Genomic DNA, 23823 nt, shown 5'->3' with positions numbered 1-23823 from the left:
CCATGCTATTGATATGGGTGAGACGGCCGCACCGGCCGTCCATTCCGACACCAAGGGGGAACACCATGATCAGGAACATCGCCATCGCGCTTACCGGAACGCTGCTTTTGGCAGGTTGCGCGTCTACCGGCGCTGACGACGTCGCACCGCAGGAAGTATCGGTCACCAATATCTCGGTATCCGATCCGGGCGCCTACATGGACAGCCAGGAGCAGGCCTTCCGTGACCAGTTGCAGGGCACGGGCGTCACGATCGTCCGTACGCCCAACTATATCGCTGTGGTCTTCCCGTCCGCGATCAGCTTCGAGACCGACAAGTCCACCATCGTTCCGGAATTCGGCCCGGCGCTCGACACCGTTGCCGCCCTGATGACCAAGTACAGCGCCACCAATGTCGACGTGAACGGCTACACCGATTCCACCGGTTCGGATGCCTATAACCTCAAGCTGTCTCAGGAACGCGCCAATGCCGTCGCCGGTGCTCTGATCCAGCGCGGCGTCAGCCCGCAGCGTCTGCTGCCCGTCGGTTACGGCAAGGCCAATCCGGTTGCGAGCAACGACACGGCTGACGGTCGCGCGCAGAACCGGCGCGTGGAACTGCGCATCGCACCGCCTGCCGCTGCCGGCACGACGGGCGCAGCTGTCATGGCGCCGCCACTGGCAAATTAATCCGATTACGCTATCTTTCAGAGCGTGTCCGCGTTTCCTTGAGGCGCCGGCACGCTCTGTTTGTTCGTGCTGTACTGTGTTCGCGCGGGCCGTGTGTCTGGCGCAAGGGGGCGCAAGAAAGCAGCAGACAAGCGTCATATGATTGCCGCAAATAAACGGCTTGAACGTAAACGAAGCTTTTCAATCCGAGGGACACAATGCTCAAGAAGATCACGATCGCGGCGGCAGGCTTTGCCTTCCTGGCCGGCTGCACGACCACCGACCCGTATTCGGGCCAGACCGTTTCCAACAACACCGGGACCGGCGTTCTCGCCGGTGGCGCGCTGGGCGCGCTTGCAGGTCTGGCCGTTGGCGGTGATGCCAAGGGCGCTGCGATCGGCGGCGCGCTGGGCGCGATCGCCGGCGGCGGTATCGGCGCCTACATGGACAATCAGGAACGCGAATTCCGCCAGGCACTGGCCGGAACGGGCGTTTCCGTGGTTCGCAACGGCGACATGCTGACCCTGATCATGCCGGGCAATGTAACCTTCCCGACCGACGGCTACTCCATCCTGCCGAATTTCTACAACACGCTGAACGCCGTTTCGACCGTGCTGCGCAAGTATGACCGCACCGCAGTCAACGTGAATGGCTATACCGACTCCACCGGTTCCGTCGAATACAATCAGCGTCTGTCGCAGGACCGTGCCAACAGCGTTGGCAATTACCTGGTTCAGAGCGGCGTCGCCGGCAGCCGCATCTCGGCCGTTGGTTTCGGTCCGTCCAACCCGATTGCTTCGAATAGCACGCCGGAAGGCCGTGCGCAGAACCGCCGCGTCGAAATCCAGATTTCCGCCGTCAAGATGTAGTGAAAAAGGCGGCCTTAGGGCCGCCTTCACCCGAAGGGTCGCCATGGTTTTCATGCGCGGCCCTTTTTTTCTGGGTCCGGTTTACCTGAGCTTGAGGTTCACCGGCGCCCGGCCATCGCTGCGGCCGGGAATGTAGATGTGGATCTTCGCCGCAGGCTCGATGGCGCGCGCGGCCCTTTCGCTCTGGCTTGCCAGAAGGCTCACCAGCTCGCGCGCCCTGTAGCGCCCCTGGAAGCGGGCATAGTCGGCGAGCTTCTGAGCTGCTTCATGCAGCGGGTTGCCGCGGCGATCGCCGGAGAGGGAAGAATGGCCTGACATCATTCCAAAACGCTGTTTCCTGGTCACGTTTATCCTCATACGCAAGACTCTCAAGGATTTACCGGTGGGTTGGAGCGCGCGTGACGGCGAGGTCGGTGGGTCGAACTTTCGCTGTTCTTGCTTTCCAAAACCTTACCCCGGAGGATAGGACGGAAACCTTTCAAAACCATTTACAGCAAAACGCCGGCCCATATTCTGGACCGGCGTTTCTGGATTTTTAAAGGGCGTGAGCGCCGTTTTGGAGCAGCGCTTACTGCAGGCTTGCCCAGCAGCTGACGCCGTTCTGCTTCAGCGCGCGGCAGGCGCGCACAGCCTCTTCCTGATCATCGAAGCCACCGAAGCGGGCGCGATACACTTCCTGGCCGCCGGTATTGTAGGCAAGCGCGAAAGGCTTGGAGGCGTCAAGTGCACCGCCGGCCTTGCTCTTGGTGCTGTTGAGCAGCGCCTGGGCCGCTTCGGGCGTTGCCGCCGTGCCGACCTGCACGACCCAGCCGCGGGCGGTGCGGATCGAGCCGGTCTTGATCGAGACGTCGGGTTCGGCTGCCTCGGCTGCCGGAATGATGGCGTTTCCGACAGTGTCGGCCACGTCGTCCGCCGTGTCGAGAATGTCTTCGACGCTCAGCGGATTGCCGCTTGCAGGCTCGATCCGTGCGCTGGGAACCGGAACATTGGCAATGAGCTCGGCCTGCGGGCCGGAGAGTACGGCCGGGGCTGCAGGGGCGACATCGTCATTGGCATAGGCCAGAGCCACGCCGCCGGCCTGGTTGGTCGGGCGGGCATAGGGGATCGGGCCGGTCTTCGGGAATACCATGGCGGCAGCGACGACAACGGGAGCGCCACTCGTCTTGGTGCGGGCAATCACGAAGTTCTTGCGGCCGTTGGAGGCCTTCGGGAGGTAGGTCGTGATCAGCCGAGTCGCCCATTTGTCGCGGCTTGCCGCAGTGGCGCCGCCCATGACGACGGCGACGATCGAACGATTGCCGGAAATGGCCGAGGTGGCGATGTTGAAGCCAGAAGCATTGGTATAGCCGGTCTTGATGCCGTCCACGCCCTGCACATTGCCGAGCAGGTGGTTGTGGTTGCCGATCGTCGACTTGCCGTATTTGAAGCTGCGGGTGCCGAAATATTTGTAGTACTGCGGAAAGTGCTGGCGCAGCGCAATGCCGAGACGGGCCTGGTCGCGCGCCGTGGTCTTCTGCCCCGTATTGGGCAGGCCGTGGGCGTTGCGATAGGTCGTGTTCGTCATGCCGAGCGAATGCGCCTTGTTCGTCATCATGGTGGTGAAATTGCTTTCCGAACCACCGAGGAATTCGCCGAGCGCGGTCGCAACATCGTTGGCCGAGCGGGTCACAAGCGCGTAGATCGCAGTCTCGACTGTCACCGATCCGCCGGCGGGAATGCCGAGCTTGGTCGGCGGCTCGGAGGCCGCGTTCTTGGAGAAGGGCACCTTGGAATTCAGCGTGATGCGACCATCGTCCAGCGCTTCAAACGTGAGGTAGAGCGTCATCATCTTCGTCAGCGAGGCAGGATAGCGCGGCGCATCGGGCGCCTCGCCATAAAGCACCTTGCCGGTGTTGACGTCGATCACGATTGCGGCGTCATTGCTATCGGCGCGCGCTGAGGACATGCCGGTCAGCAGAATCGTGAAGGCCGCGAAAAGGATCGCGGCCGCTGAAAACCGGCTCTTGGGGAATCGGCTTGATGCCTGTCTTTGCATAAGAAAAACTCTTGCGAATTCTGGCGGTTGTTGTTTGCTGGCGGTTCCGTGACCGGATGATACCGGGCAGGAAAGCACTTTGCTAGGCTGTTATCGAGTGTGCGCAAATCGGAGTTAATATCGCCTTAAGGTCCTGGCCCGAGGGCGCATTTAATTCAGAAATCATGCATAAATGCGCCGCTGCTTTCCAATGTCGGCCGGATCGGATATCACACCGCAAACAGGAGAGCGAGCATGCAAACCCCGCGCACCGGCGGCGACCGGATGGAACGGCGCCGTGAACCGGCCATCAATCTGCCGCCCGTCGTGATCGCAGCGCTCGGCGTGCTGTTCGCGATCTTCCTGCTTCAGGAGTTCTTGCTCGACTATCGCACCAATGTGACCGTCTGGCAGGAATTCGGTTTCGTACCGGCGCGCTACGTCCACAGCCTCGCGGACCAGAATTTCGGGTGGCTCTGGTCGCCCATCACCTATTCGCTGCTCCATGGCGGCTGGGCGCATATCGTGTTCAACAGCATCTGGCTTGCAATCTTCGGCGCACCCGTGGCGCGGCGCATCGGCGCGGTGCGCTTCCTCTTGCTATGGGTGCTGAGTGCCGCCGCGTCGGCCTTTTTCTTCGCGGCCACAGATTGGGGCGCTGCGACCGTGCTGATCGGCGCATCCGGCGTCGTTTCCGCCTATATGGGGTCGGCGTGCCGCTTCGTGTTTTCCGGCGGGCGGTTTCTGCCGCAGGCCCATCTCGGTCCGCGCCTTTCGATCGCCGCGGTATTTGCCGACCGCACCGCCCGGGCCTTCGTGCTGCTCTGGCTCGTCGGCAACCTGCTGATCGCGGCGGGCGTCAGCTTCATCGGTGTCAGCGCCGGCGAGATTGCGTGGCAGGCGCATGTCGGGGGTTTCCTGTTCGGCTTCCTTGTCTTTCCCCTGTTTGATGTCAGCAATCCGCGCGAACGCGTTTTCTGAACGGCTTTCTTGCAATCGCCTGAAACCTCATGCACCATTCGCCATTGCACTGCCTTTCAGGAGGAGGCAGGGCGCAGGCGTTGCAAACGAGGAGGTTTCGATGTCCATTACCGTCAGAATGATACTTGCCGAAAAGGGGCGGGCAGTCGTCACTGCCAAGGGTGATACGCCCATTTCGGAGATCGCCATGATCCTTCATCAGAACCGGATCGGCGCCGTGGTGATCGTTGGCAGCGATGACAGCATTGCCGGGATCTTCACCGAACGCGATCTCGTCGGCGCGATCGGCAAGCACGGGTCTGGATGTCTTTCCCATCCGGTTTCCAAGGAAATGACAGAAAACGTCTATCGCTGCGACGAGGGCGTCAGCGTCAACGAATTGATGCAGGTGATGACCAAGCGCCATTTCCGCCATGTCCCCGTTGAGGTCGATGGCAGGCTGGCCGGTATCATTTCGATCGGTGACGTTGTGAAATCCCGCATCCGCGAGGTCGAGCAGGAAGCCGAGCACATCAAGTCTTATATCGCCGGATAGGCGGCTCCGCCGGGCAGCGCAGGGAACCCCGCCGAAACAGGCGGGGATCAAGGCTTGCTGCGCCTTACTTGTCGGCGTAGACCTTCGCCGGATCGAAGGCGCGTTGATCGTCGATCACGCTCAGGACCGCTTTGCCGTCTGCGATTTTGGCCTGGCGGTAGAAGCAGGAGCGGCGGCCGGTGTGGCACGCGGCATCATGGCCGGACATGGTGACCTTCAGCAAAACCGCATCCTGATCGCAATCAGTCAGGATCGCGTCCACCTTCTGCAGGTTGCCGGAGGTTTCCCCCTTCTTCCACAGCGCCTTGCGCGAGCGGCTGTAATAATGGGCAAAGCCGGTCTCAAGCGTCAGCGCCAGTGCTTCCGCATTCATGTGGGCGAGCATCAGCACCTGGTTGTCACGGCTGTCGGTGACGACGGCGGTCACGAGGCCGTTTTCATCAAAGCGCGGGGTGAAGCTTCGGGATTCATCGAGCAGGGTCTTGTCCTGCGGTGGCTTTTCAAAATTGAGCATGGCCTTTTCCGTTTCTGGCAGGCTAGATAGAACGCAGAACCGGACTTGGCAAATCCGCGCCGCGCACTTGTCGCCGCGGTGGCGCGAACCCATCTTCGGTCAGAAGAATCATAAGCGTCGCAGGACGATTGATGGACGATATCTATTCCGCCCGGATACTGAAACACGCCGGCAATGTGACCCGGGTCGGTGTCCTTGACAATGCCAAAGCCTCGGCCTCCGCGCACTCGAAACTGTGCGGTTCGCGCCTGACGGTCCATCTCGATCTCGAGGATGGCAGGGTCAGTGATTTCTCTCATGAATTGAAAGCCTGCGCGCTCGGGCAGGCATCGTCTGCAATCATGGCCGAGGCCATCATAGGCGCGACGGCTGCAGAAATCCGCGATGCGCGCGAAAAGATGCGGGCGATGCTTAAGGACGGCGGAGACGGCCCCGATGGGCGGTTTTCCGAAATGCGCTGCCTGTTGCCGGTGAAGGACTATCCCGCCCGCCACGGCTCGGTGATGCTGACCTTCGAGGCAACCCTCAAGGCGCTTGATCAGCTGGAAGAGCGCGAAGCGCCGGAGGCTGCCGAGCGGCGCCCGGAGGCTGTCGAGCGGCGCAATGTGTAGCGGGCATTCGCGCAATTTTTCAGGCGCTTTCCCTAAAACGCCCGGCAGGCTCCTGGGGCTCGGGCTGATCCGGTTCTACCAGCTGACCTTTTCCAGCCTGATCGGGCAATCCTGCCGTCATTTGCCGACCTGCTCGGAATATGGCTATGAGGCGATCGCCCGGCACGGTCTGTGGTCGGGCGGATTTCTGACGCTGTTTCGCGTCGGGCGCTGCGGGCCGGGCGGAACCGCCGGTTTCGATCCGGTGCCAGAGGCGCTCGATCCCACCTGGCACTGGTACACGCCCTGGCGCTTCTACCGCGCAGGGCGCCGTCACGCCTGAAGGCGCGCGATCACCAGAAAGCCCGGCGTCGGTTCGCCGTTTTCAAACCTGACGTTGATGTCGGTGACTTCGAGCGTGGTAAAGCCCGCCTTCGCCAGCTGCGCCTCGATATAGGGGAGGCTGTGGCCGAAACGGTGATGCGGACCAACGCCGTAGCCGGCGCCCTTCAGCCGTTCTTCCGGCAATGTCTCCGACGAAAAGGCGAAGATGCCGCCCGGTTCCATGTTGGCGGCAGCGCCCGCAAAGAACCGGTCGAGCGTTCCGAGATAGGGCAGAACGTCCGCAGCGATGATGAGATCGAACGGCGTCTCGTCGGTCTCGTCGAGGAATTCCTCGGCTTCGGCAACGAACAGCGTGTCGTAAAGCCCTTTTTCATAGGCGATCTCGACCATGTTCTCGGAAATGTCGAGCCCGCTGATGTCATCGGCCATGTCGTTCAGCGCGTCGCCCGCAAGCCCGGTTCCGCAGCCGATGTCGAGCATGCGCATGAACGGACCGAGCGACAGCGACTGGAACCGCTGGCGGATCGTCATCGGCACGCAGTAGCCGAGCTGTTCGACCAGAATATCCTCGAAATCGTCGGCATGCTGGTCGAACAGGGTTTCGACATAGGCTTCGGGCGCCTTCAGCGGCGTGTCGCCAAAGCCTGTGGCGGCAAGGCGCACGGCCGCGCCTCCATGGTCATCGGGGTCAAGGGCCAGCACTTCGCGATAGGCCTCTGCGGCCTCTGCAAGCTTGCCGGATTTCTCAAGCGAGAGCGCGCGGTTATAGGCCTCTGCCAGTTTCTCTTCGTCGATCTTCTTTGCCATCAGCCTGCCTCATGAGTGTCAGCCCCCGCTCTATGCCGCAAGGGCCGGCGGCGCAACCGCCGATTTGTCAGGAAGCGCCCGCAGCAAGACGTTTGCGGGCGGCCGAAAGCTCGGGCGCGGTGTTGATATTGAAAAATGGATCACCCTCAGCATCGGTTTCAAAATCGGCAAACCGGTTTGGGTGACGGGCGATGAAGGCCATGAGTTTCCGCTCGCCGCTTTCGAGAAACAGGGCAAGGTCGTCTGTCAGGCAGAACGGCCATAGCGCAAACACCGGGTGGGCGCAGCCGTTCGAACGGGCGACGATGATTTCCTGCGGCGCCGGCATTTCGGCAAGCAAGCGGCTGACCAGATCCACCGGAAAGAATGGGGTATCGACGGCGATCGAGACCATGTGTGTGGCAGGAATGCCCCGGAAATGGCGAAGGCCTGCGAGGATTCCCGCAAGCGGGCCTTCATGCTGGTCGTTTCGGTCGGCAATCACCGGCGCGCCGGCGGCGATATCGGCGCTGTGGCGGCTGACGGCGACCGGCCGGGTCTGGTCGGCAAGCCGGGAGAGCGCATGATCGAGCAGCGTTTCCGCGCCGAAGGAGAGTTGTGCCTTGTCGCAGCCCATGCGTTGCGATTGACCGCCCGCAAGTATGGTCGCCGGAACCGTCTCCATCAATCGCGCAGGACCTCCTCTTCCGCACGGGCGAGGGGGCCGCTGCCCTGCGGACCGCCGGGCTGGGTGGTCTCGCTCAGCGGCGCAATGCCCCTCTGCCGCTCGCGGTAGAAGGAGTAAAGGCCCGCGACGACCACGATCGCCCCCCCGATCAGAACATTGATGCCGGGATAGGTCGAGAACATGAGCATGCCGAGGATCGCCGACCACAGCAAGCCGGTGTAGCGGAACGGCGCCACATAGGAGATATCGGCGCTACGCACCGCAAAGACGATGAACTGGTAGCCGATCAGCAGGAAGCCAGCGGCCAGGGTCAAGAGCCCCACGACCGGCCAGCGCATCAGGTCCCAGTCCTGTTCGATGGTGCCAAGCCCGGCGCCGCCGATGGTCAGCATGGTGGAGGTCGAAAGGGTGATGATGATCGCCGGGACGTCGGGGCGGATCGCCTTGGTCAGCAGATCGCGGGCCGTGGCGAACAGCATGGCGATCACCACATAGATCGCGCCGTCCTCGAACCCTTCCGGGCCCGGCTTGATGATGATCATGACGCCGATGAAGCCGGCGATGATCGCGCTCCAGCGCCGCCAGCCCACGGGCTCGCCCATGAACAGCGCCGCGCCGAGCGTCACCGCCAGCGGCAGGCATTGCAGGATCGCCGCCGCATTGGCGAGCGGCATGGCCTTCAGCGCCTCGAGATAGGCGACAGCGGCAATCAGCTCGCAGGTGCTGCGCGTCAGCACCCTTGGCTCGATGGCATCCCGGATGTTGGAAAACGCGCCGGCCCGCCAGGCGAGCGCAAGTGCGATCAACACGACGATCAGGCCACGGAAGAACATGATCTGGCCGACGCCGACCTCCTCGGTCAGAAGTTTCACGATCGCATCATTGACCGCGAAGCTCGCCATGCCGGCTATCATGAAAAGCGCGCCGGAAAGATTTGAGGAAATACGCATCATCCGCCCATATTTGATCAATCGTTCATATCGCCGAACGGAAGGCGGGGAAAGGGCAGGTTTGACCGACGGTAAAAATTCAGCCGCCGGTCATGCTCATGTGACGCGCGACGGCAATGCGGGCGGTCTTGTCGTCGAGCTCGAAATTATGCTCCTTCGGCTTGCGGGCAATGGCATTGTCGATCGCACGGTGGAGCGCGTCGTCATCGTCCGGATTGTCGCGCAGCACGGCGCGGAAATCGGCATTGTCGTCCTGGCCGAGGCACATGTAGAGCATGCCCGTGCAGGTAAGGCGCACCCGGTTGCAGCTGGCGCAGAAATTATGGCTGAGCGGCGTGATGAAGCCGAGCCGGCCGCCGGTTTCCGCAATCTGGACATAGCGCGCAGGGCCGCCGGTATCGAGCGGCAGATCGGTCAGCGTGAAACGGTCTTCGAGATCGCGCCTGACCTTCGACAGCGGCAGATATTGCGACGAGCGGTCGGTATCGACCTCGCCAAGCGGCATCGCCTCGATCAGGCTGATGTCCATGCCGTTTCCATGGGCAAACCGGATCAGGCCGTCGATTTCATGCTCGTTGAAACCGGCAAGCGCCACGGCGTTGATCTTCACCTTCAGGCCGGCGGTGCGGGCGGCGTCGAGCCCCGCCATCACCTTGTCGAAATCGCCCCAGCGGGTGATTTCGCGAAACTTGCCGGCATCGAGCGTGTCGAGCGAGACATTGATGCGGCGCATGCCGGCATCGTAAAGGTCTTGCGCAAAGCGGGTGAGCTGGGAGCCGTTGGTGGTGAGCGTCAACTCGTTCAGCGCGCCGTCATGGATGCGGCGGCCCAGCGCCTCGATCAGATGCATCACATTCTTGCGCATCAGCGGCTCGCCGCCGGTCAGCCTCAGCTTGCGGACGCCCTTGTCGATGAAGGCGTTGCAGAGCCGCTCGAGCTCTTCCAGCGTCAGAAGGTCGCGCTTGGGCAGAAAGGTCATGTTTTCCGCCATGCAGTAGGTGCAGCGGAAATCGCAGCGGTCGGTCACCGAAACACGCAGATAGGAGATCGCCCGGCCAAAGGGGTCGATCATCGGTGCAGGCTTTTCGCCGGTAATGTCGCTGATATGCCGGTTCACGGTAACTCTCCTTGGCGGCAAGATGTTCTTCTGCTTGGCAAGCGTCAAGTCAGATGCCAAACAAAGGTCCGTGAGGATGACAAGATGGAGCGGACCGTGATCGCCATACCGACCGAAATCAGGGTCTCGAAGGACCGCCGAACGCTGACCGTGACGTTTGATGATGACGCCCGATTCGCGCTGCCTGCCGAAATGCTGCGCGTTCTGTCGCCTTCGGCGGAGGTCAAGGGCCATGGGCCGGGCCAGGCGGTGACGGTTCCCGGCAAGCGCAATGTCGGGATCATGACGGTATCGCCTGCAGGCAATTACGCGATCCGTATCGGCTTTGACGACATGCATGACAGCGGCATCTATACCTGGACCTATCTGCGTGAGCTGGGCGAAGGCGGTGCTGCGATGTTTGCCGACTACGAGGCCGAGCTTGCGGCAAAGGGCATGACCCGCGACCGTGCCGAACGGCCGCGGTGAGCCCGGTTGGCGACCATGACGACGAGGACAGGACCCATGAAGACCATCGAAACGGTTGAGGCGTTGCGCGCCATTTACGGCGAGCCCAGCCAGGCGGCAATCGCCAAGGTTGCCGATCGTCTGACGCCCGCCTATCGCCGCTGGATCGAGGCATCGCCGTTTCTTGCGATCGCGACTGCGGGTGCGGACGGGCTTGATTGCTCGCCGCGCGGCGATGATGGTGCCGTGGTCCGGATCGCCGACGCACGGACCGTGATGCTGCCGGACTGGCGCGGCAACAACCGTGTCGACTCGCTCGAGAATATCGTTACCGATCCGCGCGTTGCGCTGATGTTTCTGGTGCCGGGATCCCGCAATGCGCTGCGCATCAACGGTTCGGCGGTCGTTGCCATAGATGAGGGGCTGCTCGAAAGCTTCGAGATGGATGGCAGGCATCCGCGCAGCGTGATCGTGGTGACGATCAGGGCGGTCTATTTCCAGTGCGCAAGGGCGCTGATGCGCTCAGGCCTCTGGAACCCCGACCGTTTCATCGACCCGGCATCACTGCCAAGTGCGGGTGAGATGACGAAACAGGCAGGCGCGGAAGATTTCGACGCGGAGCGCTACGACCGGGAATGGCCGGAACGCGCTCATCGCAGCATGTGGTGATCAGGTCTGTGATGCGCCGCGCCGCGCCTTTTTCCGCGATCCGCCGCCGAGCAGTTCGGCGATCCAGTTGAGCGACGGTATCTGCTCGCAGACCGTCAGAAGCGCGATCGTGATCGGCACGCCAAGGAAAGTGCCGAACAGGCCCCACATGAAGGTCCAGAAGAAGATCGAGAACACCACCACGAAGGGCGAGATCGACAGCGTCGAGCCGGAGACCATGGGCTCGACATAGTTTCCGATGATGAACTGAATCAGGTTGAGCGAGGCAAACAGCATCAGCGCGGTTTCCCAGTTTTCGAACTGGATCACGCCGTAAAGCGAGGGAAAGACGGTTGCGATCACCGAGCCGATGAAGGGAATGTAGTTGAGCGCAAAGGCGATCACGCCCCATTCGATCGGATAGTCGAGACCGGTGAGCGTGGCCGCGCCCCAGAACAGGAAGCCCGTGATCGCGCTCATCTCGGTTCTGACCAGCATGTAGCGGCCGAACTTGCGTGCGGTCTCGTGCGCGATCCGGAGCGCTGTCGACGCAAAACCCGGCTGGTTGATGACGTCGAGCTTCTTGCGCAGATGATCGACCTCGGTCAGGCCAAGCACCACATAGGCAAGCACCACCAGCCAGAAGCTCAGCGTCGTGCTCGCCTGTCCGGTGATCTGGCGGACCGTGCGCACCACGAGGCTGACATTGAAGACATCCGACAGCGAGCTTGCGATCGATATCCCTTTGTCTCCAAACCAGGTGACGGCGCCCTGATAGGCGGCCTGGAGCTGCCAGGCGGCCTCTACGAAGGAGGTCGCCACCCGGCTGAAGCCCCAGATCACCAGCGTCGCGAAGATCACGAACACGACGATCGTTGAAATCACGGTCAGGGCGAGCGCGAGGATTGACGGCATGAATTTCTGCAGCGCGTTCTTGATCGGCCAGGTGACCGCGATGATGAACAGCGCAAGTGCGACCGGTTTCAAAAAACCACCCGCCCAGCGGATCGCCAGCAGAAGCAGGATCACGAAGATCAGGGACGTGACGATGGTGACGCCGCGCCGAGAGCCGGCAGGTTCGGGCATTCAGGTCTCGCAAAGGTCTTGCTTGAGAGGAACTCGCCGAAAATGTATCGTCCCCGCCTGACATGCGCAAGCAGAACCGCGACCACCCGAGAGGACCGACATGAGCGAATTCATCGATGAGCCGGCGAGCCCCGAACAGGTACTTGCTTTCTGGTTCGAGGAACTGACGCCGAAGGACTGGTTCAACCCGGATGACGGACCGGCGCTCGATCGCACCATTCTCTACCGGTTCTTCGCCACCCACCGTGCGCTTGCCCGCGACGTGGATGCGCGCTGGCGGGCAACGCCCGACGCCCAGCTTGCCGCCGTGATCGTGCTCGACCAGTTTCCCCGGAACATCTACCGCGCCACGCCGCTTGCCTTTGCCACCGACAGGCTGGCGCTGAGGGCTGCGAAATTTGCCGTTGCAAGCGGCGCCGACAAGGCCGTTGCCGAAGACCGCCGCGCTTTCTTCTACATGCCGTTCGAGCATTCCGAGAAGCTGAAGGATCAAAACCGTTCCGTCGAACTTTTCGCAGCGCTCGGCAATGAGGAATATTCGCGCTTTGCCGAAAGCCATCGCGATGTGATCGCGCGGTTCGGACGCTTCCCGCATCGCAATGCCATCCTCAAGCGCCGCTCGACACCGGTCGAGAGGGACTACCTTTCCAGCCCGGACAATACCGGCTGGGGCCAGAAGTAAAGGTTTGTCCCGGCGCCATCAAATTGACGCGCTGGTCGGCAATGGCACCGATGGAAACAGGAAGGGCGACTTGATGGTGCGGAGTGTGGCTGGTTTATTCAGGGTTTTGTCGCTTGTCTTGGTGCTTGCATCCGGTGCTGTGGTGGCGCATGCCCAGTCGGCGGAAAGCCAGCTCGTGGATGCGGTCGCTCCGCTCGTTTCCGGGGAAAAGGCCGATGGTACGGCCTCTTCTGCCGATCCGGCCGCCGCTCAGCAGCAGGAAGCTGAGCCCGCGCCCCAGCCGATCTCCGATCCTTTCATCGAGGATGCGAAGGACCGCATCGACACCTTTGCCCGGCAGCTTGCAACCGTCAACGAGACGCTCGACGAAACGACGGGAAATGGCCCCGATCTCGGACAGCTGCAAACCACCGTCGACCAGCTTCAGACCGAGCTTTCCAAGGCCTCTCAGGAGATTTCCGACCGGCTGGCCCAGGTCCGTGCGCAGCTCGTGGAACTCGGCAGCGCGCCCGGCCCGAGCGAGGCGCCGGAACCGCCGGTGACCACCCAGGAGCGCAACCAGCTTCTTGCCCAGCGTTCGGAAATCAACGCGCTCTATGATCAGGCCCAGAAGCTCACCGACAGCGCCAACGCAACCTCGGCCGACATCAGCAGGCAGCGGCGTGAGCAGTTCACGGAAACGCTGTTTACCCATACGGATCTGGTCCAGCTGTTCTCGTCCGATTTCATCCAGCTCGTACGCAACGAGTTCACCGTCTTCAGGGTCTCCTATGGCGGCTGGTTGAACTATATCTGGCACACGAAACGCATCGCCTTTCTCGCAGCCCTTTTCCTGTCTCTGCTATCGGCGATCTTTTCCTACCGCCTGTCGAGGCGGATCCTCGAGCGCACCAACCTCGACCTGCAGGAACAGGAGCCAGACTATGTCGCGCGGCTTCTGGCGTGTTTCTGGAATACGACGATCCCGAGTCTGGCGCTGCTCGCCTTCCTGATAACCTCCTATGTGTTGTTCTTCACGCTCAACATCTTCCTGCCGGATGTGGAGCGCTTCGTGCGCGAGGCCTATATCTCGATCGCGATCGTGATTTTCGTGTTCCTGCTGTCGCGCAACGTGTTGACGCCCAACCGGCAGCAATGGCGGTTGATGCCGGTCAGCAATTCCGCCGCGCGCAACCTGACCTTTGCCTTCACGGCACTTGCGACGATCAACTGGGCGGACATTCTGCTCGGCGTCCTGAACGATACGCTTGACGCCGATCTGAAGCTGGAGGTCGCCAGCAGCCTGATTGCCTCCGTCTTGATCGGCAGCATCCTGATCGCGGTCTCGTTCATCCGGCCAAGGTCCCTGCTCGGCGCGTCCAAATCGAAGAAGCGCGCGATCAAGATGCTGTTTCCCTCGACGATCGCGGTGCTTACGCGTCTTGTCGGCGTGTTCATCGTGCTCGCCGCCGTGATCGGCTATGTCGCCCTTGCGCGCTTTGCCGCGCGGCAGGTGGTGCTGAGCGGCGCGGTTCTGATCACCATGTATATCGGCATGCTGCTTGGCCAGGCGGTGTCGCAGCCGGGCAGTTTCTCGCGCACGAGCTTTGGCAGGCGGTTCGGCTCCCGCTTCGGGATTTCGGGCGTGCGCAGCGATCAGATTTCGCTCCTTCTCGGGCTTTGGACCTATGCGGCAACCCTGATCGTCGGCATTCCGCTGATCCTCCTGTCATGGGGCGTCCGGTGGGAGGAGATGAAGCTGTGGGCCGGCCAGCATCTGACATCGATCACGATCGGTTCGATCTCGATATCGCTTGGCGGCATTATGATCGGCATTCTGCTGTTCATTGTCGGCTATCTGGGAACGCGCTGGTTCCAGGGCTGGTTCGATGACAATGTGCTGTTGCGCTCCCGCGCCGATGCCGGCGTCCGCAACTCGGTCAAGACCGGGATCAGCTATCTCGGGATCGCGATCGCAAGCTTGCTGGCGATCTCGGCGGCCGGTGTCAACCTGTCGAGCCTTGCACTCGTCGCTTCGGCGCTTTCCATCGGTATCGGCTTCGGGCTCCAGACCATCGTCTCCAACTTCGTCTCGGGCCTGATCCTGCTCGTGGAACGGCCCTTCAAGGTCGGAGACTGGATCGTCTCCGGCACCACCGAGGGCTTCGTCAAACGCATCTCGGTGCGCGCGACCGAAATCGAGACTTTCCAGCGCCAGTCGATCATCGTTCCGAATTCCGAACTCATCAACGCCTCAGTCGGCAACTGGATGCATCACAACCAGATGGGCCGGTCCGAGGTGACGGTGGGCGTTTCCTATGACAGCGATCCGCGCACTGTAATGGCCATCCTGATGGAGATCGGCACCACCCATCCGCTGGTGCTGCAGAACCCGGAGCCGATGGTGATCTTTCTGGGCTTCGGCGAATCGACGCTCGATTTCGAGCTGCGCGTCTACCTTGCCGATGTCTTCAACGGGATCGCGGTGCGCAACGATATCAGGGTGGCGATCTTCGAACGGTTCCGCGAGGAGGGCATCAGCATTCCCTATCCGCAGCGCGACCTCCACATCATTCCCCAGAAGGAACGTCAGGACGAACTGGCAAACACCGTCCGCAAGCATATGCGCAAGTCCAAGGTCGAGCCCGCAGAAACGGCCACGCCGATTGAAACGGCGACCGGCCCGGCCTATGACCACCCCGATGCCGGGAATGACGATGGCGGGGAACGCTGAAATCCAGGCGGTTTTCGTCAGGTCGCGGCCACATGCATGCATGTCGCAAACGGGCTGTTTTCGCCGCGATGGCCGATGCATAGTTGCAGTCAGAAAAGGCCCGTCGACAAGCATGTCAGTGTGCGGACAGTCCTCCCCCTTCCTGTCGAACCCTCGGGCGCGGTCCGGGCGAGGCAGCGAAGGGAATGGAGTCCTCGTCATCCCCTGATGCGCCGGAAGCGGGCGGCTCAGACACATTGCAAAGGCGGCAGGGATGACGACCAAAACAAGGGCACTGGTAATCGGCGGCGGCGTGGTCGGCGTATCGACGCTTTACCATCTGGCGAAGAAGGGCTGGTCGGACGCGGTTCTGATCGAGCGCAAGGAACTGACATCCGGCTCGACATGGCATGCCGCAGGTCTCTTGCCGCTCTTCAACATGAGCTATTCCGTCGGCCAGCTTCACAAATATTCGGTTGATCTCTACGGCGCGCTGGAAGCGGAGACCGGCCTCAATGTCGGCTTCTCGAAGGTCTCCAATATCCGTCTGGCAATGACGAAGGACCGGATGGATGAGTATCTTTATTATTCCGGCATCGCAGAAACCATCGGCGTCAACGTGAAATTCCTGACGCCGGAAGAGCTCAAGGAGGTTTGGCCTCTCTGCGAAACCGACGGCATTCTGGGCGCGATCCAGCATCCCGATGACGGCTATATCCAGCCCGCCGATCTCACCCAGGCGCTGGCCAAGGGCGCGCGCGACCGGGGTGCCAGGATCATGCGCAACACCACCGTCACGGCGCTTCACCAGAATCCGGACGGGACCTGGCATGTGGAGACGGACAAGGAGGTCTTCACCGCCGATCACGTGATCTCCTGCACCGGCAATTTTGCCCGCAAGACAGGCAAGATGGTCGGGATCAACATCCCGGTGATCCCGGTGGAGCACCAGTACATCGTCACCGAACCGCACCCGGCGATCCTCGAGCGCAAGAAGCAGGGGCTGCCGGAAATGGGCGTGCTGCGCGAATCCGACAGCGCCTGGTACATGCGCGAGGAAGCCGGCGGCCTGATCCTCGGCCCGTATGAGACCGGCGCGCCGGTCTGCTATGTCGATGGCCCCTCGGATGACAGCGAGTATGAGCTTTTCCAGGAAGAGCTCGACCGGCTGATGCCGCATATCGAGACCGCGTTTACCCGCGTACCCGCCTTCTCCGAAGTCGGCATCAAGAAGGTCTATAACGGCGCGATCGCCTATACGCCCGACGGCAACCCGATCGTGGGGCCTGCGCCGGGGCTCAAGAATTTCTGGCTGAACGAGGGCCACTCCTTCGGCATCACGGCCGCCGGCGGTGCCGGCTGGCAGCTTGCCGAATGGATCGTCGACGGGGAGCCGACCGTCGATCTGGCAGGGGTCGATCCCCGCCGCTTCGGCCCTTACGCCACCGAAGGCTACCTGATCGCCAAGAACGAGGAAGCCTATGCCAACGTCTTCACCATGCACTATCCGGATGAGGAGCGGGCCGCCGCCCGTCCGCTGAAGACCTCGCCGGTCTATTCCAGGCTGAAGGCGGCAGGCGGCGTGTTCGGCTCCGTCTATGGCTGGGAGCGGGCCAACTGGTATGCGCCCGAAGGCTATGCGCTCGACGAGAGCGAACTTGGCGTCGGTGCGGATGTGCTGACAAACCATAACCACGCAGCCCCGCTGGATGATGGTCGGATCGTGGAAAAGTGGTCGTTCCGCCGTTCGAACTATTTCGAGCATGTCGGCAATGAGGTGAAGCACGTTCATGAAAAAGTCGGCGTGCTCGACATGACGCCGTTTGCCAAGATGGAAGTCTCGGGCGTCGGCGCCCGCGCCTTCCTCGACAGCATCTTCGCCAATGCGATTCCGAAGAAGCGTGGCCGCATCGCGCTTTGTCATCTGCTCGGCCAGGAAGGCGGGGTGAGGGCGGAATTCACTTTGTACGAATGGGCGCCGGACCGCTTCTACCTGGTCTCCGGCGCTGGACTGGAAAACCACGACCACGACCTGTTGATGAAGCTTGCGCCGACCGATGGTTCGGTCACACTCAGGCCGCTGACCATGGAAATGGGCGTGCTGGTGCTCGCCGGGCCGAAATCGCGCGAGCTCCTGAAGAAGCTGACGCGCAGCTCGCTCGAAAATGCCGATTTCGGCTGGCTGACCGGTCAGCCGATCTCGATCGGGGCAGCCAGCTGCCATGCGCTGCGGGTGAATTTCGTCGGCGAACTCGGCTGGGAGCTGCATCACCCGATCGCGATGCAGACCTATATTTTCGACAGGCTGATGGAAGCTGGCGCCGAATTCGATATCAAGCCCTTCGGCATCCGCGCGATGAACGCAATGGCGCTCGAAAAATCCTACCGCGCGATGCAGCGCGAGATGTCGATCGAGTACACGGCTTACGAATCCGGTCTCGACCGCTTCATCAAGCCGGCCAAGGATTTCATCGGCAAGGAGGCGCTGCTGTCGAAGAAGGAGGCGGGGCTTTCCTCCGTGTTCTCGACGCTGATCGTCGAAGGCGTGACCGATTGCGATGCGCGCGGCTCCGAAGCGATCTTCGATGGCGACGGCAATCTCGCGGGCCGTGCCACCCAGGGCGGTTTCGGCTGGCGTATCGGAAAGTCGATTGCGCTTGCCATGCTGAAGCCGGAATACGCGGCAGCGGGCACGAAGCTGAAGATCAAGATCCTCGGCGAACTTTATGAAGCGACGGTCGTGGAGGAAAGCCCCTTCGATCCGGAGAACGAGGCTTTGAGGGCGTAAATTGCTTTGCACATTGCTGCCAAAATGCGGCAAATGGCATCATGAATCAGGAAAATACCGATAACTTGCCGAAAGTCCTTCGGCAATTGCAGCCCATCGTCCTTCTTGCAGCAGTGCTTCTGGTGGGCTCCAACGCCTTCATCCTCAGCCCGATCCTGTCGGATGTAGCGGGAGCTCTCGGGACCGATTCCTATCGGATCACCTGGGCGATTTCTGCATTTGGCGCCGCCACCGCTGTTTCTTCGCTCATGCTCGGCAGCCTCGTCGACAGGCTGCCGGCCAGCCGGGTGCTCGGCGGTGCCGCCCTGCTGCTGGCGCTTGCGCAGGTGCTCAGCAGCCTCAGCCAGCACTGGCTCTGGCTTTGCCTTTCACAGGCGGTGGCGGGCATAGCGGTTGGCGTGCTTCTGCCGGGCAGCTACGTGACTGCGGCGGCCTCGGCGCCGAAGGGGCGTGAAGCCGCCCGGCTCGGCCTCGTGCTCACGGGCTGGGCGCTGGCGCTGGTGCTGGCGGTGCCGCTTGCGGCTTTCATCAGCGACTGGCTTGGATGGCGCTTTGTCTATGTGTTGCTTTCCGGACTTTCGCTGTTTGTCGGTATCGGCCTCTTTGCAGCGCTGCCGCGAAGCCTGAGCACGGCAGCGGTCAGAACCCCGGTCTGGAGGGCCTTCCGTCTTCCGGGCGTCGCGCCCGTGGTCGCCGTGATCTTGATGTTCATGTCCGCGTTTTACGGCAGTTTTGCTTTTTTCGGGGAGGGCATGCGCGCTGCGTTTGGCCTTTCCACAAAAGGCGCAGGCGTGTTCGTCATGGCTTATGGGCTGGGATTCGGGCTGGCCGGGCTTGGCCTCAGCTTCGCCGCACCGCAAGTGAACCGCCGTTATCTCCTGACGGTGCTGGTGGCGATCGCCGCAAGCTATGCCTGCTGGCATTTTGCGCTGATGTCGCCTGTCAGTGCGTTTCTTGGCACGGCAATCTGGGGCGGTCTCAACCAGCTTGGACTGAATGCCCTTGTCGTTTCCCTTAACCGGAGGGCCGGAACGGCGCGCGGCGCGGTGATGGGGCTTAACGGCGCCGTGACCTATTCTGCCGTGTTTGCGGGCCCCATGCTCATGGGGCCGCTTTATGAAAGCGCAGGATTTGCAGGTGTTACCGGAATGGGCGCCGTGCTGGTGCTTTTCGCTGCCCTGATCGCGGCGAGAAGCCTTTGACGAAACGCCTGCAGCGCTTGGCGCGCATGGGCTCTCGCCGGATCGGTTAACGCATCGTCATCACTGCGTTCATGTTCTCTCAACCCTGCGAAAACGGGTTTTGATAACCATTTGCCCGCGTTGGAATTTCTTAACCGTCCTTGTTAAGGCGGCTGGTAACAACCTCGCCTATGATCGCCCTCAGACGAACGGAAAAGTTCGCACAATAAAACCGGTTTTCCGGGGACAGAGATAAGGGTGATCAGATGACGAATACGCAGGTCATGAGGGGGCAGGACGAAACGGTTCTTCGGATCGATCCGGCATATTTTCCGCAGAAATTCTCCTACGTCGCACGCGGCGCTTCCAGCGACAACCGCATCGCCGTCAAGCTCGACCAGCGCGGCGCAGTCGTTCGCCGCAACCTGCCTTCGAGCAACCTTCCGTTCTCGATCGCGCTTCCGGGCCGGGCCTTCAAGGGCGTTGCCGCTCGTGCCATAGCCCATGTCGATGGCGGCATCACGGTCACGCTGGAGCTCCACCATGCCGATCCGGAACTTTGCATTCCGCTTCTTGTCGCCCATGATCTTGAGGCAATTGTGGCGGACTGGCAGGAATGGGCAACGCTCTATGACATTCCGATGCTGATGGTCGAGGCCGATGGCGCTGCCCGCGCGGTCGATTTCCAGCCGCACCGCATCACCGCCGCCAATGACGAGATCGGTCCGCGCCGCCGCAAGGCCACCCGTCCCGTTCCGCGCCTGACGATGCGCATGGAAGATGCAACGCTCGGCGTGGCGTTGAAGGTCGCAGGCCGCGCAGTCGCGGCCTGAGGGTCGGACCCAGAAGGGTCAGCCGAGGAAGATTGCCGCGACCAGACCGGCAAAGATGACCATGCCGACATAGTGGTTCGACTTGAACAGTCTGAGACATTGCGCGCCGTTGCCGATATCGAGGACGGCAATCTGATAGAACAGCATGAGGCCGGCAATGACGAGCCCGGCATAGGCAGGCCAGCCAAGCCCCGCGAGGGAAAAGGCAAGCGCCATCAGCGCCAGCATCGCGGCGTAGAAAAAGATCAGCCAGGGCTTTGTCCTGTCCCCAAAAAGGCGCGCGGTGGAACGAACGCCGATGAGGGCGTCATCCTCCTTGTCCTGATGAGCATAGATCGTGTCATAGCCGATCGTCCACAGGATCGCGGCGAGATAGACCAGTACCGCCGGTCCCGAAAGCGCCCCGAAGACCGCCGCCCAGCCCATCAGTCCGCCCCACGAAAACGCAAGCCCCAGCACGAATTGCGGCCAGTCGGTAAACCGCTTGGCAAAGGGATATATCGCGACGACGAGAAGCGAGGCGATGCCGAGCAGGATCGTGAAGCCATTGAAGCACAGCAGCACCGCAAGTCCGGTGAGCGCCTGCAGCAGGATGAAGATCTTTGCCTGTTTCCGGCTTACCCTGCCGGATGGCAGCGGACGCGAGCGGGTCCGCGCCACCTGGTTATCGATGTCATGGTCGACAAGGTCGTTATAGGTGCAGCCGGCGCCGCGCATGACGATGGCGCCAAGCCAGAACAACAGGACATGCGCGACGAACTGGCCGGGCCGGAAGGCATTGGCATCCGCCGTCACCGCTGCGGCCATCGCCGCCGACCACAGGCAAGGCCAAAGCAGAAGCTGCCAGCCGATCGGGCGGTCCCAGCGGGCGAGCTGGGCATAGGGCCAGAGCCTCGGCGGCAGCAGCCGGTAAACGAAATTGTCGGACGGCGCGTCGGCCACGCGGCCATCATCACCGAAAATATTGCTCATCTGCTGCGTGCCTTGCGCCCAGGCCGGATCAGGAAAAGTCGACCGGCTCCATGGGCTTCCGGTTCGCTTCCGCGGCTTTCAGTTTGTCTTCCGCCTCGAACATATAACGGCGGTTATTGGGTGTGGCAAACTGGCTCTTGGAGAGCTGAATCTGGAAGATGAACATCTTGTCCCACTCGAACGCCATCTCGGAACCGGCCAGATAGAATTCCCACATCCGGAAGAACTGCTCGTCATAGAGCTTGATCGCCTCTTCCTTGCGCGCCACGAATCGCTCCCGCCAGGCGCGGAGCGTATAGGCGTAATGCATCGGCAGGATTTCGATGTCGCGGACCAGCAGACCCGCCTTCTCGATCGCCGGCAACACCTCGGACAGTGCAGGGATATATCCGCCGGGGAAGATGTACTTCTCGATGAACGGATTGTTGAAGCCGTGGGCGGCGACATCGCGCCCGATGGAGTGCAGCAGCATGACACCGTCATCATCAAGCAGCTCGAAACACTTCTCGAAGAAGTTCTGATAGCGCCCGATGCCGACATGTTCGAACATGCCGACGGAGACAATCCGGTCGAAGGGCTTGGCCTTCATCGTCCGGTAGTCCTGAAGCTGAAAGCGCACCTTGTCGGAAAGGCCGCGCTTATCCGCGCGGTTCGACGCGATCGAAAGCTGTTCGTGCGACAGCGTGATGCCGGTCATGTCGACGCCGGCCATCTCTGCAAGGTAGATGCTGAGCCCGCCCCAGCCGCAGCCGATTTCCAGAACGCGCTGGTTTTCCTCGAGCAGCAGCTTGCTGGCGATATGGCGCTTCTTGGCGAGCTGCGCCTCGTCGAGAGAGATACCCGCCGGCTCGAAATAGGCACAGGAATATTGCCAGTCTTCGTCCAGAAACAGGCTGAAGAGCGGTGGCGTCAGATCATAGTGATGGGAAACATTCTTGCGGTTGTTGTTGATCGGGAGCCGGGTCTGCAACTGGGCAAGGCCGGTACGCCAGAACAGCCTTGCCGCCATCAGCGGCGAGAAGACGATGTCCAGTGTATTGCGCCGCACCAAGGAGAGGAAATCATAGATATTGCCTTCCTCCATGATGAACCGGCCCTGCATATACATTTCGCCGAGTGCCAGTGGCGGGTCGCGTGCAATGAGCTTTTCTGCCTCTTCATCTGCAAAGCGGATGGCCACCCTGTCGCCGGTGCCATCACCGAACATCGTCACCTTTCCCGTTGCGTCCGTGAGCTTCAAAGTGCCGGTTTTAAAAATCTTATCAACAAGGTTGAACAGCATTGACGCCATAGCAATCCCCCGAATGCCTGCTTAAGTCACATATTATTTGACGCAGAATATTCAATCTGACGCAAGAAACAAGGCGGAGGAAAGCGCCGTGGCGTGGGGAAACTCGAGTGTCGATATGTTCACTTGCGAGAAGTCCCCGTTGTTGCAGCCTGGGATTGTGCTGGCGGCGGAATCGTTTCATATAAGGATTGATTCGCAAGCGTGGGTGCGGGTATAGCGATCTTCTTCGCTGATTTGGTTTCATCTGCGAGTTGGGTTGGCAGTGCATCCTGTTGGGGGGGGCAATGACAGGAAGTCTGATTAGAAGGTCCTACGCGCAGGTGTTTTCGAACCTTGGCGTGATCTGCAAGATCATGTGGTTATGGGGTGGAATACTGCTGATAGGCATGATCGCCTCAAGCTGGGTGCTCTATCGGCTTGGCATCCTGCCGGAATTGCTGACTACGGGAACAGCAAAGCTGCCCCAGAGTTGGGCGCCGGCTATCTTCGCCCTGTTCTTCGCAGCCGTAGTGCTGCAATTTTTCGCGGTCACCGTGATCTCCATCCAGTGGTTGCGGCTGGGCGTTTTGGATGAGAGGCCTGCAGGGATTTTCGCCAGTTTCGGGAACCGTGGCTGGCGCTTCATCTGGCGTTCCATTCTCTTTCTTTGGCTGATGACTCTTGTGATGATGCTGGTCTTCATGCCGCTTCTCATCGTTCTGGGGTTAATCGGGTCGCTGTCATCCAACGTGCTCGGCAACGTGCCGATGGTGTTGCTCGGAGCGGTTGGGTTGATCATCCTCATTGCCGCATGGATATGGGTATCCACGTTGATGCTGCGCCATGCTCTGGTCTTTCCCGCCGTCGCAGCCGACCGTGAGATGAGCTTCGCGCATGCACGCGCCATCAGCCGGGGTCGGGGGCGTGAACTTTTCCTGGCGGTTCTGGCGATTGCAGTCCCGCTGCTCGTGGTTCAGATCATCGTCACGGGGCTCGGCCAGACCGCGCTCTATCTGATGGCGAGAGAAGGCGCATATCTGGCCGCCGTCATAGCACTGTCGGTTACCAATGCGCTCGGCGTTTTGATCGGTGCGGTCGGATATTTCGGCTTTCTGAGCGTCCTCGCAATCTCCTACCGGCAATTCACCGATAAGACGTCCGAACGCGCCGAGCGAGGCAACTGAGCTC

General features: G+C 61.4%; 24 protein-coding genes. 14 read left to right on the top strand and 10 right to left on the bottom strand.

Going from position 1 to position 23823, the window contains the following annotated elements; all coding sequences use genetic code 11:
- The first annotated feature begins 65 nt into the window (after positions 1-65).
- Both HPQ62_RS15835 and HPQ62_RS15830 read left to right on the top strand, forming a co-directional pair.
- Positions 66-668 (top strand): YiaD family glycine zipper/OmpA-like lipoprotein, encoded by a 603-nt coding sequence (locus tag HPQ62_RS15835; protein WP_174803548.1) that lies wholly within the window; start codon positions 66-68, stop codon positions 666-668.
- Between the two features lie 197 nt (positions 669-865).
- A complete protein-coding gene (locus tag HPQ62_RS15830) occupies positions 866-1516 on the top strand; it encodes a YiaD family glycine zipper/OmpA-like lipoprotein (RefSeq protein ID WP_174803547.1) in 651 nt (216 codons plus the stop codon).
- Between the two features lie 81 nt (positions 1517-1597).
- On the opposite strand, the gene HPQ62_RS15825 is transcribed toward HPQ62_RS15830, so the two are convergent.
- Complete coding sequence (locus tag HPQ62_RS15825) at positions 1598-1837, bottom strand: hypothetical protein (protein WP_174803546.1); 240 nt, start codon at positions 1835-1837, stop codon at positions 1598-1600.
- Between the two features lie 247 nt (positions 1838-2084).
- Positions 2085-3551 (bottom strand): D-alanyl-D-alanine carboxypeptidase, encoded by a 1467-nt coding sequence (locus HPQ62_RS15820; protein WP_174803545.1) that lies wholly within the window; start codon positions 3549-3551, stop codon positions 2085-2087.
- Between the two features lie 234 nt (positions 3552-3785).
- Here HPQ62_RS15820 and HPQ62_RS15815 point away from each other — a divergent pair, with 234 nt between their 5' ends.
- Positions 3786-4511, top strand: a complete 726-nt coding sequence (locus HPQ62_RS15815) for a rhomboid family intramembrane serine protease (protein ID WP_174803544.1) — start codon at positions 3786-3788, stop codon at positions 4509-4511.
- A 100-nt stretch (positions 4512-4611) separates the two neighbouring features.
- On the top strand, positions 4612-5046 hold the full coding sequence (locus HPQ62_RS15810) for a CBS domain-containing protein (protein WP_174803543.1): 435 nt from the start codon (positions 4612-4614) through the stop codon (positions 5044-5046).
- Positions 5047-5110: 64 nt separating this feature from the next.
- Here the strand turns inward: HPQ62_RS15810 and hisI are convergent, their stop codons facing one another.
- Complete coding sequence (gene hisI / locus HPQ62_RS15805; protein ID WP_174803542.1) at positions 5111-5560, bottom strand: phosphoribosyl-AMP cyclohydrolase; 450 nt, start codon at positions 5558-5560, stop codon at positions 5111-5113.
- Positions 5561-5691: 131 nt separating this feature from the next.
- On the opposite strand from hisI, the gene HPQ62_RS15800 reads away from it, so the two are divergent.
- On the top strand, positions 5692-6171 hold the full coding sequence (locus HPQ62_RS15800) for an iron-sulfur cluster assembly scaffold protein (RefSeq protein WP_174803541.1): 480 nt from the start codon (positions 5692-5694) through the stop codon (positions 6169-6171).
- Positions 6164-6493 carry a membrane protein insertion efficiency factor YidD gene (yidD, locus tag HPQ62_RS15795; RefSeq protein WP_174803540.1) on the top strand — a complete coding sequence of 110 codons (330 nt, stop codon included), beginning with the start codon at positions 6164-6166 and terminating at the stop codon, positions 6491-6493. The genes HPQ62_RS15800 and yidD overlap by 8 nt, the downstream gene beginning before the upstream one ends.
- On the opposite strand, the gene HPQ62_RS15790 is transcribed toward yidD, so the two are convergent.
- From HPQ62_RS15790 to moaA, 4 genes are all read right to left on the bottom strand, one after another.
- Positions 6484-7302, bottom strand: coding sequence for a class I SAM-dependent methyltransferase (locus HPQ62_RS15790; RefSeq protein WP_174803539.1), 819 nt, complete (start codon positions 7300-7302; stop codon positions 6484-6486). The two genes, yidD and HPQ62_RS15790, sit on opposite strands and share 10 nt — an antisense overlap.
- A 67-nt stretch (positions 7303-7369) precedes the next feature.
- A complete protein-coding gene (gene mobA / locus HPQ62_RS15785) occupies positions 7370-7966 on the bottom strand; it encodes a molybdenum cofactor guanylyltransferase MobA (RefSeq protein WP_244629743.1) in 597 nt (198 codons plus the stop codon).
- Entirely contained in the window at positions 7966-8919 is a 954-nt protein-coding gene (locus tag HPQ62_RS15780; RefSeq protein WP_244629729.1) for a DMT family transporter, read from the bottom strand. The genes mobA and HPQ62_RS15780 overlap by 1 nt, the downstream gene beginning before the upstream one ends.
- Positions 8920-8998: 79 nt before the next feature.
- Positions 8999-9991, bottom strand: coding sequence for a GTP 3',8-cyclase MoaA (gene moaA / locus HPQ62_RS15775; protein ID WP_174803653.1), 993 nt, complete (start codon positions 9989-9991; stop codon positions 8999-9001).
- Positions 9992-10120: 129 nt separating this feature from the next.
- Here moaA and HPQ62_RS15770 point away from each other — a divergent pair, with 129 nt between their 5' ends.
- Positions 10121-10504: a gamma-butyrobetaine hydroxylase family protein gene (locus HPQ62_RS15770; protein ID WP_174803536.1), complete on the top strand. Its 384-nt coding sequence runs from the start codon at positions 10121-10123 to the stop codon at positions 10502-10504.
- Positions 10505-10540: 36 nt separating this feature from the next.
- Positions 10541-11152 (top strand): pyridoxamine 5'-phosphate oxidase family protein, encoded by a 612-nt coding sequence (locus HPQ62_RS15765; RefSeq protein ID WP_174803535.1) that lies wholly within the window; start codon positions 10541-10543, stop codon positions 11150-11152.
- Here HPQ62_RS15765 and HPQ62_RS15760 read toward each other — a convergent pair whose 3' ends face one another.
- Entirely contained in the window at positions 11153-12217 is a 1065-nt protein-coding gene (locus HPQ62_RS15760) for an AI-2E family transporter (protein ID WP_174803534.1), read from the bottom strand.
- A gap of 100 nt (positions 12218-12317) precedes the next feature.
- Here HPQ62_RS15760 and HPQ62_RS15755 point away from each other — a divergent pair, with 100 nt between their 5' ends.
- From HPQ62_RS15755 to HPQ62_RS15735, 5 genes are all read left to right on the top strand, one after another.
- Positions 12318-12899 carry a DUF924 family protein gene (locus tag HPQ62_RS15755; RefSeq protein ID WP_174803533.1) on the top strand — a complete coding sequence of 194 codons (582 nt, stop codon included), beginning with the start codon at positions 12318-12320 and terminating at the stop codon, positions 12897-12899.
- Between the two features lie 121 nt (positions 12900-13020).
- Positions 13021-15612: a mechanosensitive ion channel domain-containing protein gene (locus HPQ62_RS15750; protein ID WP_342343725.1), complete on the top strand. Its 2592-nt coding sequence runs from the start codon at positions 13021-13023 to the stop codon at positions 15610-15612.
- Positions 15613-15865: 253 nt separating this feature from the next.
- Positions 15866-18379 (top strand): GcvT family protein, encoded by a 2514-nt coding sequence (locus HPQ62_RS15745; protein ID WP_174803531.1) that lies wholly within the window; start codon positions 15866-15868, stop codon positions 18377-18379.
- A 65-nt stretch (positions 18380-18444) separates the two neighbouring features.
- Positions 18445-19581, top strand: coding sequence for an MFS transporter (locus HPQ62_RS15740; RefSeq protein ID WP_206678095.1), 1137 nt, complete (start codon positions 18445-18447; stop codon positions 19579-19581).
- A gap of 245 nt (positions 19582-19826) precedes the next feature.
- Positions 19827-20393: a DUF6101 family protein gene (locus HPQ62_RS15735; protein WP_174803529.1), complete on the top strand. Its 567-nt coding sequence runs from the start codon at positions 19827-19829 to the stop codon at positions 20391-20393.
- Positions 20394-20411: 18 nt separating this feature from the next.
- On the opposite strand, the gene ubiA is transcribed toward HPQ62_RS15735, so the two are convergent.
- Together ubiA and HPQ62_RS15725 are read right to left on the bottom strand one after the other, a co-directional pair.
- The gene (gene ubiA / locus HPQ62_RS15730; RefSeq protein WP_174803528.1) at positions 20412-21365 is read right to left on the bottom strand and encodes a 4-hydroxybenzoate octaprenyltransferase; all 954 of its coding nucleotides are present in this window, start codon (positions 21363-21365) and stop codon (positions 20412-20414) included.
- A 28-nt stretch (positions 21366-21393) separates the two neighbouring features.
- Positions 21394-22656 (bottom strand): cyclopropane fatty acid synthase, encoded by a 1263-nt coding sequence (locus HPQ62_RS15725; RefSeq protein WP_174803527.1) that lies wholly within the window; start codon positions 22654-22656, stop codon positions 21394-21396.
- A gap of 284 nt (positions 22657-22940) precedes the next feature.
- Between HPQ62_RS15725 and HPQ62_RS15720 the strand changes: the two genes are divergently transcribed.
- Complete coding sequence (locus HPQ62_RS15720; protein ID WP_174803526.1) at positions 22941-23819, top strand: hypothetical protein; 879 nt, start codon at positions 22941-22943, stop codon at positions 23817-23819.
- Positions 23820-23823: the final 4 nt, after the last annotated feature.

Source organism: Martelella limonii (assembly GCF_013344475.1).
Taxonomy (GTDB): Bacteria; Pseudomonadota; Alphaproteobacteria; order Rhizobiales; family Rhizobiaceae; genus Martelella; species Martelella limonii.
This window is presented reverse-complemented; position numbering and strand designations above follow the sequence as displayed.

What these genes read in the sequence shown, in the direction of transcription:
- HPQ62_RS15755 (WP_174803533.1), top strand. Translation starts at nt 12,318, where the DNA reads ATGAGCGAATTCATCGATGAGCCGGCGAGCCCCGAACAGGTACTTGCT.
- HPQ62_RS15790 (WP_174803539.1), bottom strand. Translation starts at nt 7,302, where the DNA reads ATGGCAAAGAAGATCGACGAAGAGAAACTGGCAGAGGCCTATAACCGC.
- HPQ62_RS15745 (WP_174803531.1), top strand. Translation starts at nt 15,866, where the DNA reads ATGACGACCAAAACAAGGGCACTGGTAATCGGCGGCGGCGTGGTCGGC.
- HPQ62_RS15765 (WP_174803535.1), top strand. Translation starts at nt 10,541, where the DNA reads ATGAAGACCATCGAAACGGTTGAGGCGTTGCGCGCCATTTACGGCGAG.
- moaA (WP_174803653.1), bottom strand. Translation starts at nt 9,991, where the DNA reads ATGATCGACCCCTTTGGCCGGGCGATCTCCTATCTGCGTGTTTCGGTG.
- HPQ62_RS15780 (WP_244629729.1), bottom strand. Translation starts at nt 8,919, where the DNA reads ATGCGTATTTCCTCAAATCTTTCCGGCGCGCTTTTCATGATAGCCGGC.
- HPQ62_RS15760 (WP_174803534.1), bottom strand. Translation starts at nt 12,217, where the DNA reads ATGCCCGAACCTGCCGGCTCTCGGCGCGGCGTCACCATCGTCACGTCC.
- HPQ62_RS15825 (WP_174803546.1), bottom strand. Translation starts at nt 1,837, where the DNA reads ATGATGTCAGGCCATTCTTCCCTCTCCGGCGATCGCCGCGGCAACCCG.
- HPQ62_RS15725 (WP_174803527.1), bottom strand. Translation starts at nt 22,656, where the DNA reads ATGGCGTCAATGCTGTTCAACCTTGTTGATAAGATTTTTAAAACCGGC.
- mobA (WP_244629743.1), bottom strand. Translation starts at nt 7,966, where the DNA reads ATGGAGACGGTTCCGGCGACCATACTTGCGGGCGGTCAATCGCAACGC.
- HPQ62_RS15830 (WP_174803547.1), top strand. Translation starts at nt 866, where the DNA reads ATGCTCAAGAAGATCACGATCGCGGCGGCAGGCTTTGCCTTCCTGGCC.
- HPQ62_RS15835 (WP_174803548.1), top strand. Translation starts at nt 66, where the DNA reads ATGATCAGGAACATCGCCATCGCGCTTACCGGAACGCTGCTTTTGGCA.
- HPQ62_RS15815 (WP_174803544.1), top strand. Translation starts at nt 3,786, where the DNA reads ATGCAAACCCCGCGCACCGGCGGCGACCGGATGGAACGGCGCCGTGAA.
- HPQ62_RS15770 (WP_174803536.1), top strand. Translation starts at nt 10,121, where the DNA reads ATGGAGCGGACCGTGATCGCCATACCGACCGAAATCAGGGTCTCGAAG.
- yidD (WP_174803540.1), top strand. Translation starts at nt 6,164, where the DNA reads ATGTGTAGCGGGCATTCGCGCAATTTTTCAGGCGCTTTCCCTAAAACG.
- HPQ62_RS15720 (WP_174803526.1), top strand. Translation starts at nt 22,941, where the DNA reads ATGACAGGAAGTCTGATTAGAAGGTCCTACGCGCAGGTGTTTTCGAAC.
- HPQ62_RS15800 (WP_174803541.1), top strand. Translation starts at nt 5,692, where the DNA reads ATGGACGATATCTATTCCGCCCGGATACTGAAACACGCCGGCAATGTG.
- ubiA (WP_174803528.1), bottom strand. Translation starts at nt 21,365, where the DNA reads ATGAGCAATATTTTCGGTGATGATGGCCGCGTGGCCGACGCGCCGTCC.
- HPQ62_RS15820 (WP_174803545.1), bottom strand. Translation starts at nt 3,551, where the DNA reads ATGCAAAGACAGGCATCAAGCCGATTCCCCAAGAGCCGGTTTTCAGCG.
- hisI (WP_174803542.1), bottom strand. Translation starts at nt 5,560, where the DNA reads ATGCTCAATTTTGAAAAGCCACCGCAGGACAAGACCCTGCTCGATGAA.
- HPQ62_RS15735 (WP_174803529.1), top strand. Translation starts at nt 19,827, where the DNA reads ATGACGAATACGCAGGTCATGAGGGGGCAGGACGAAACGGTTCTTCGG.
- HPQ62_RS15810 (WP_174803543.1), top strand. Translation starts at nt 4,612, where the DNA reads ATGTCCATTACCGTCAGAATGATACTTGCCGAAAAGGGGCGGGCAGTC.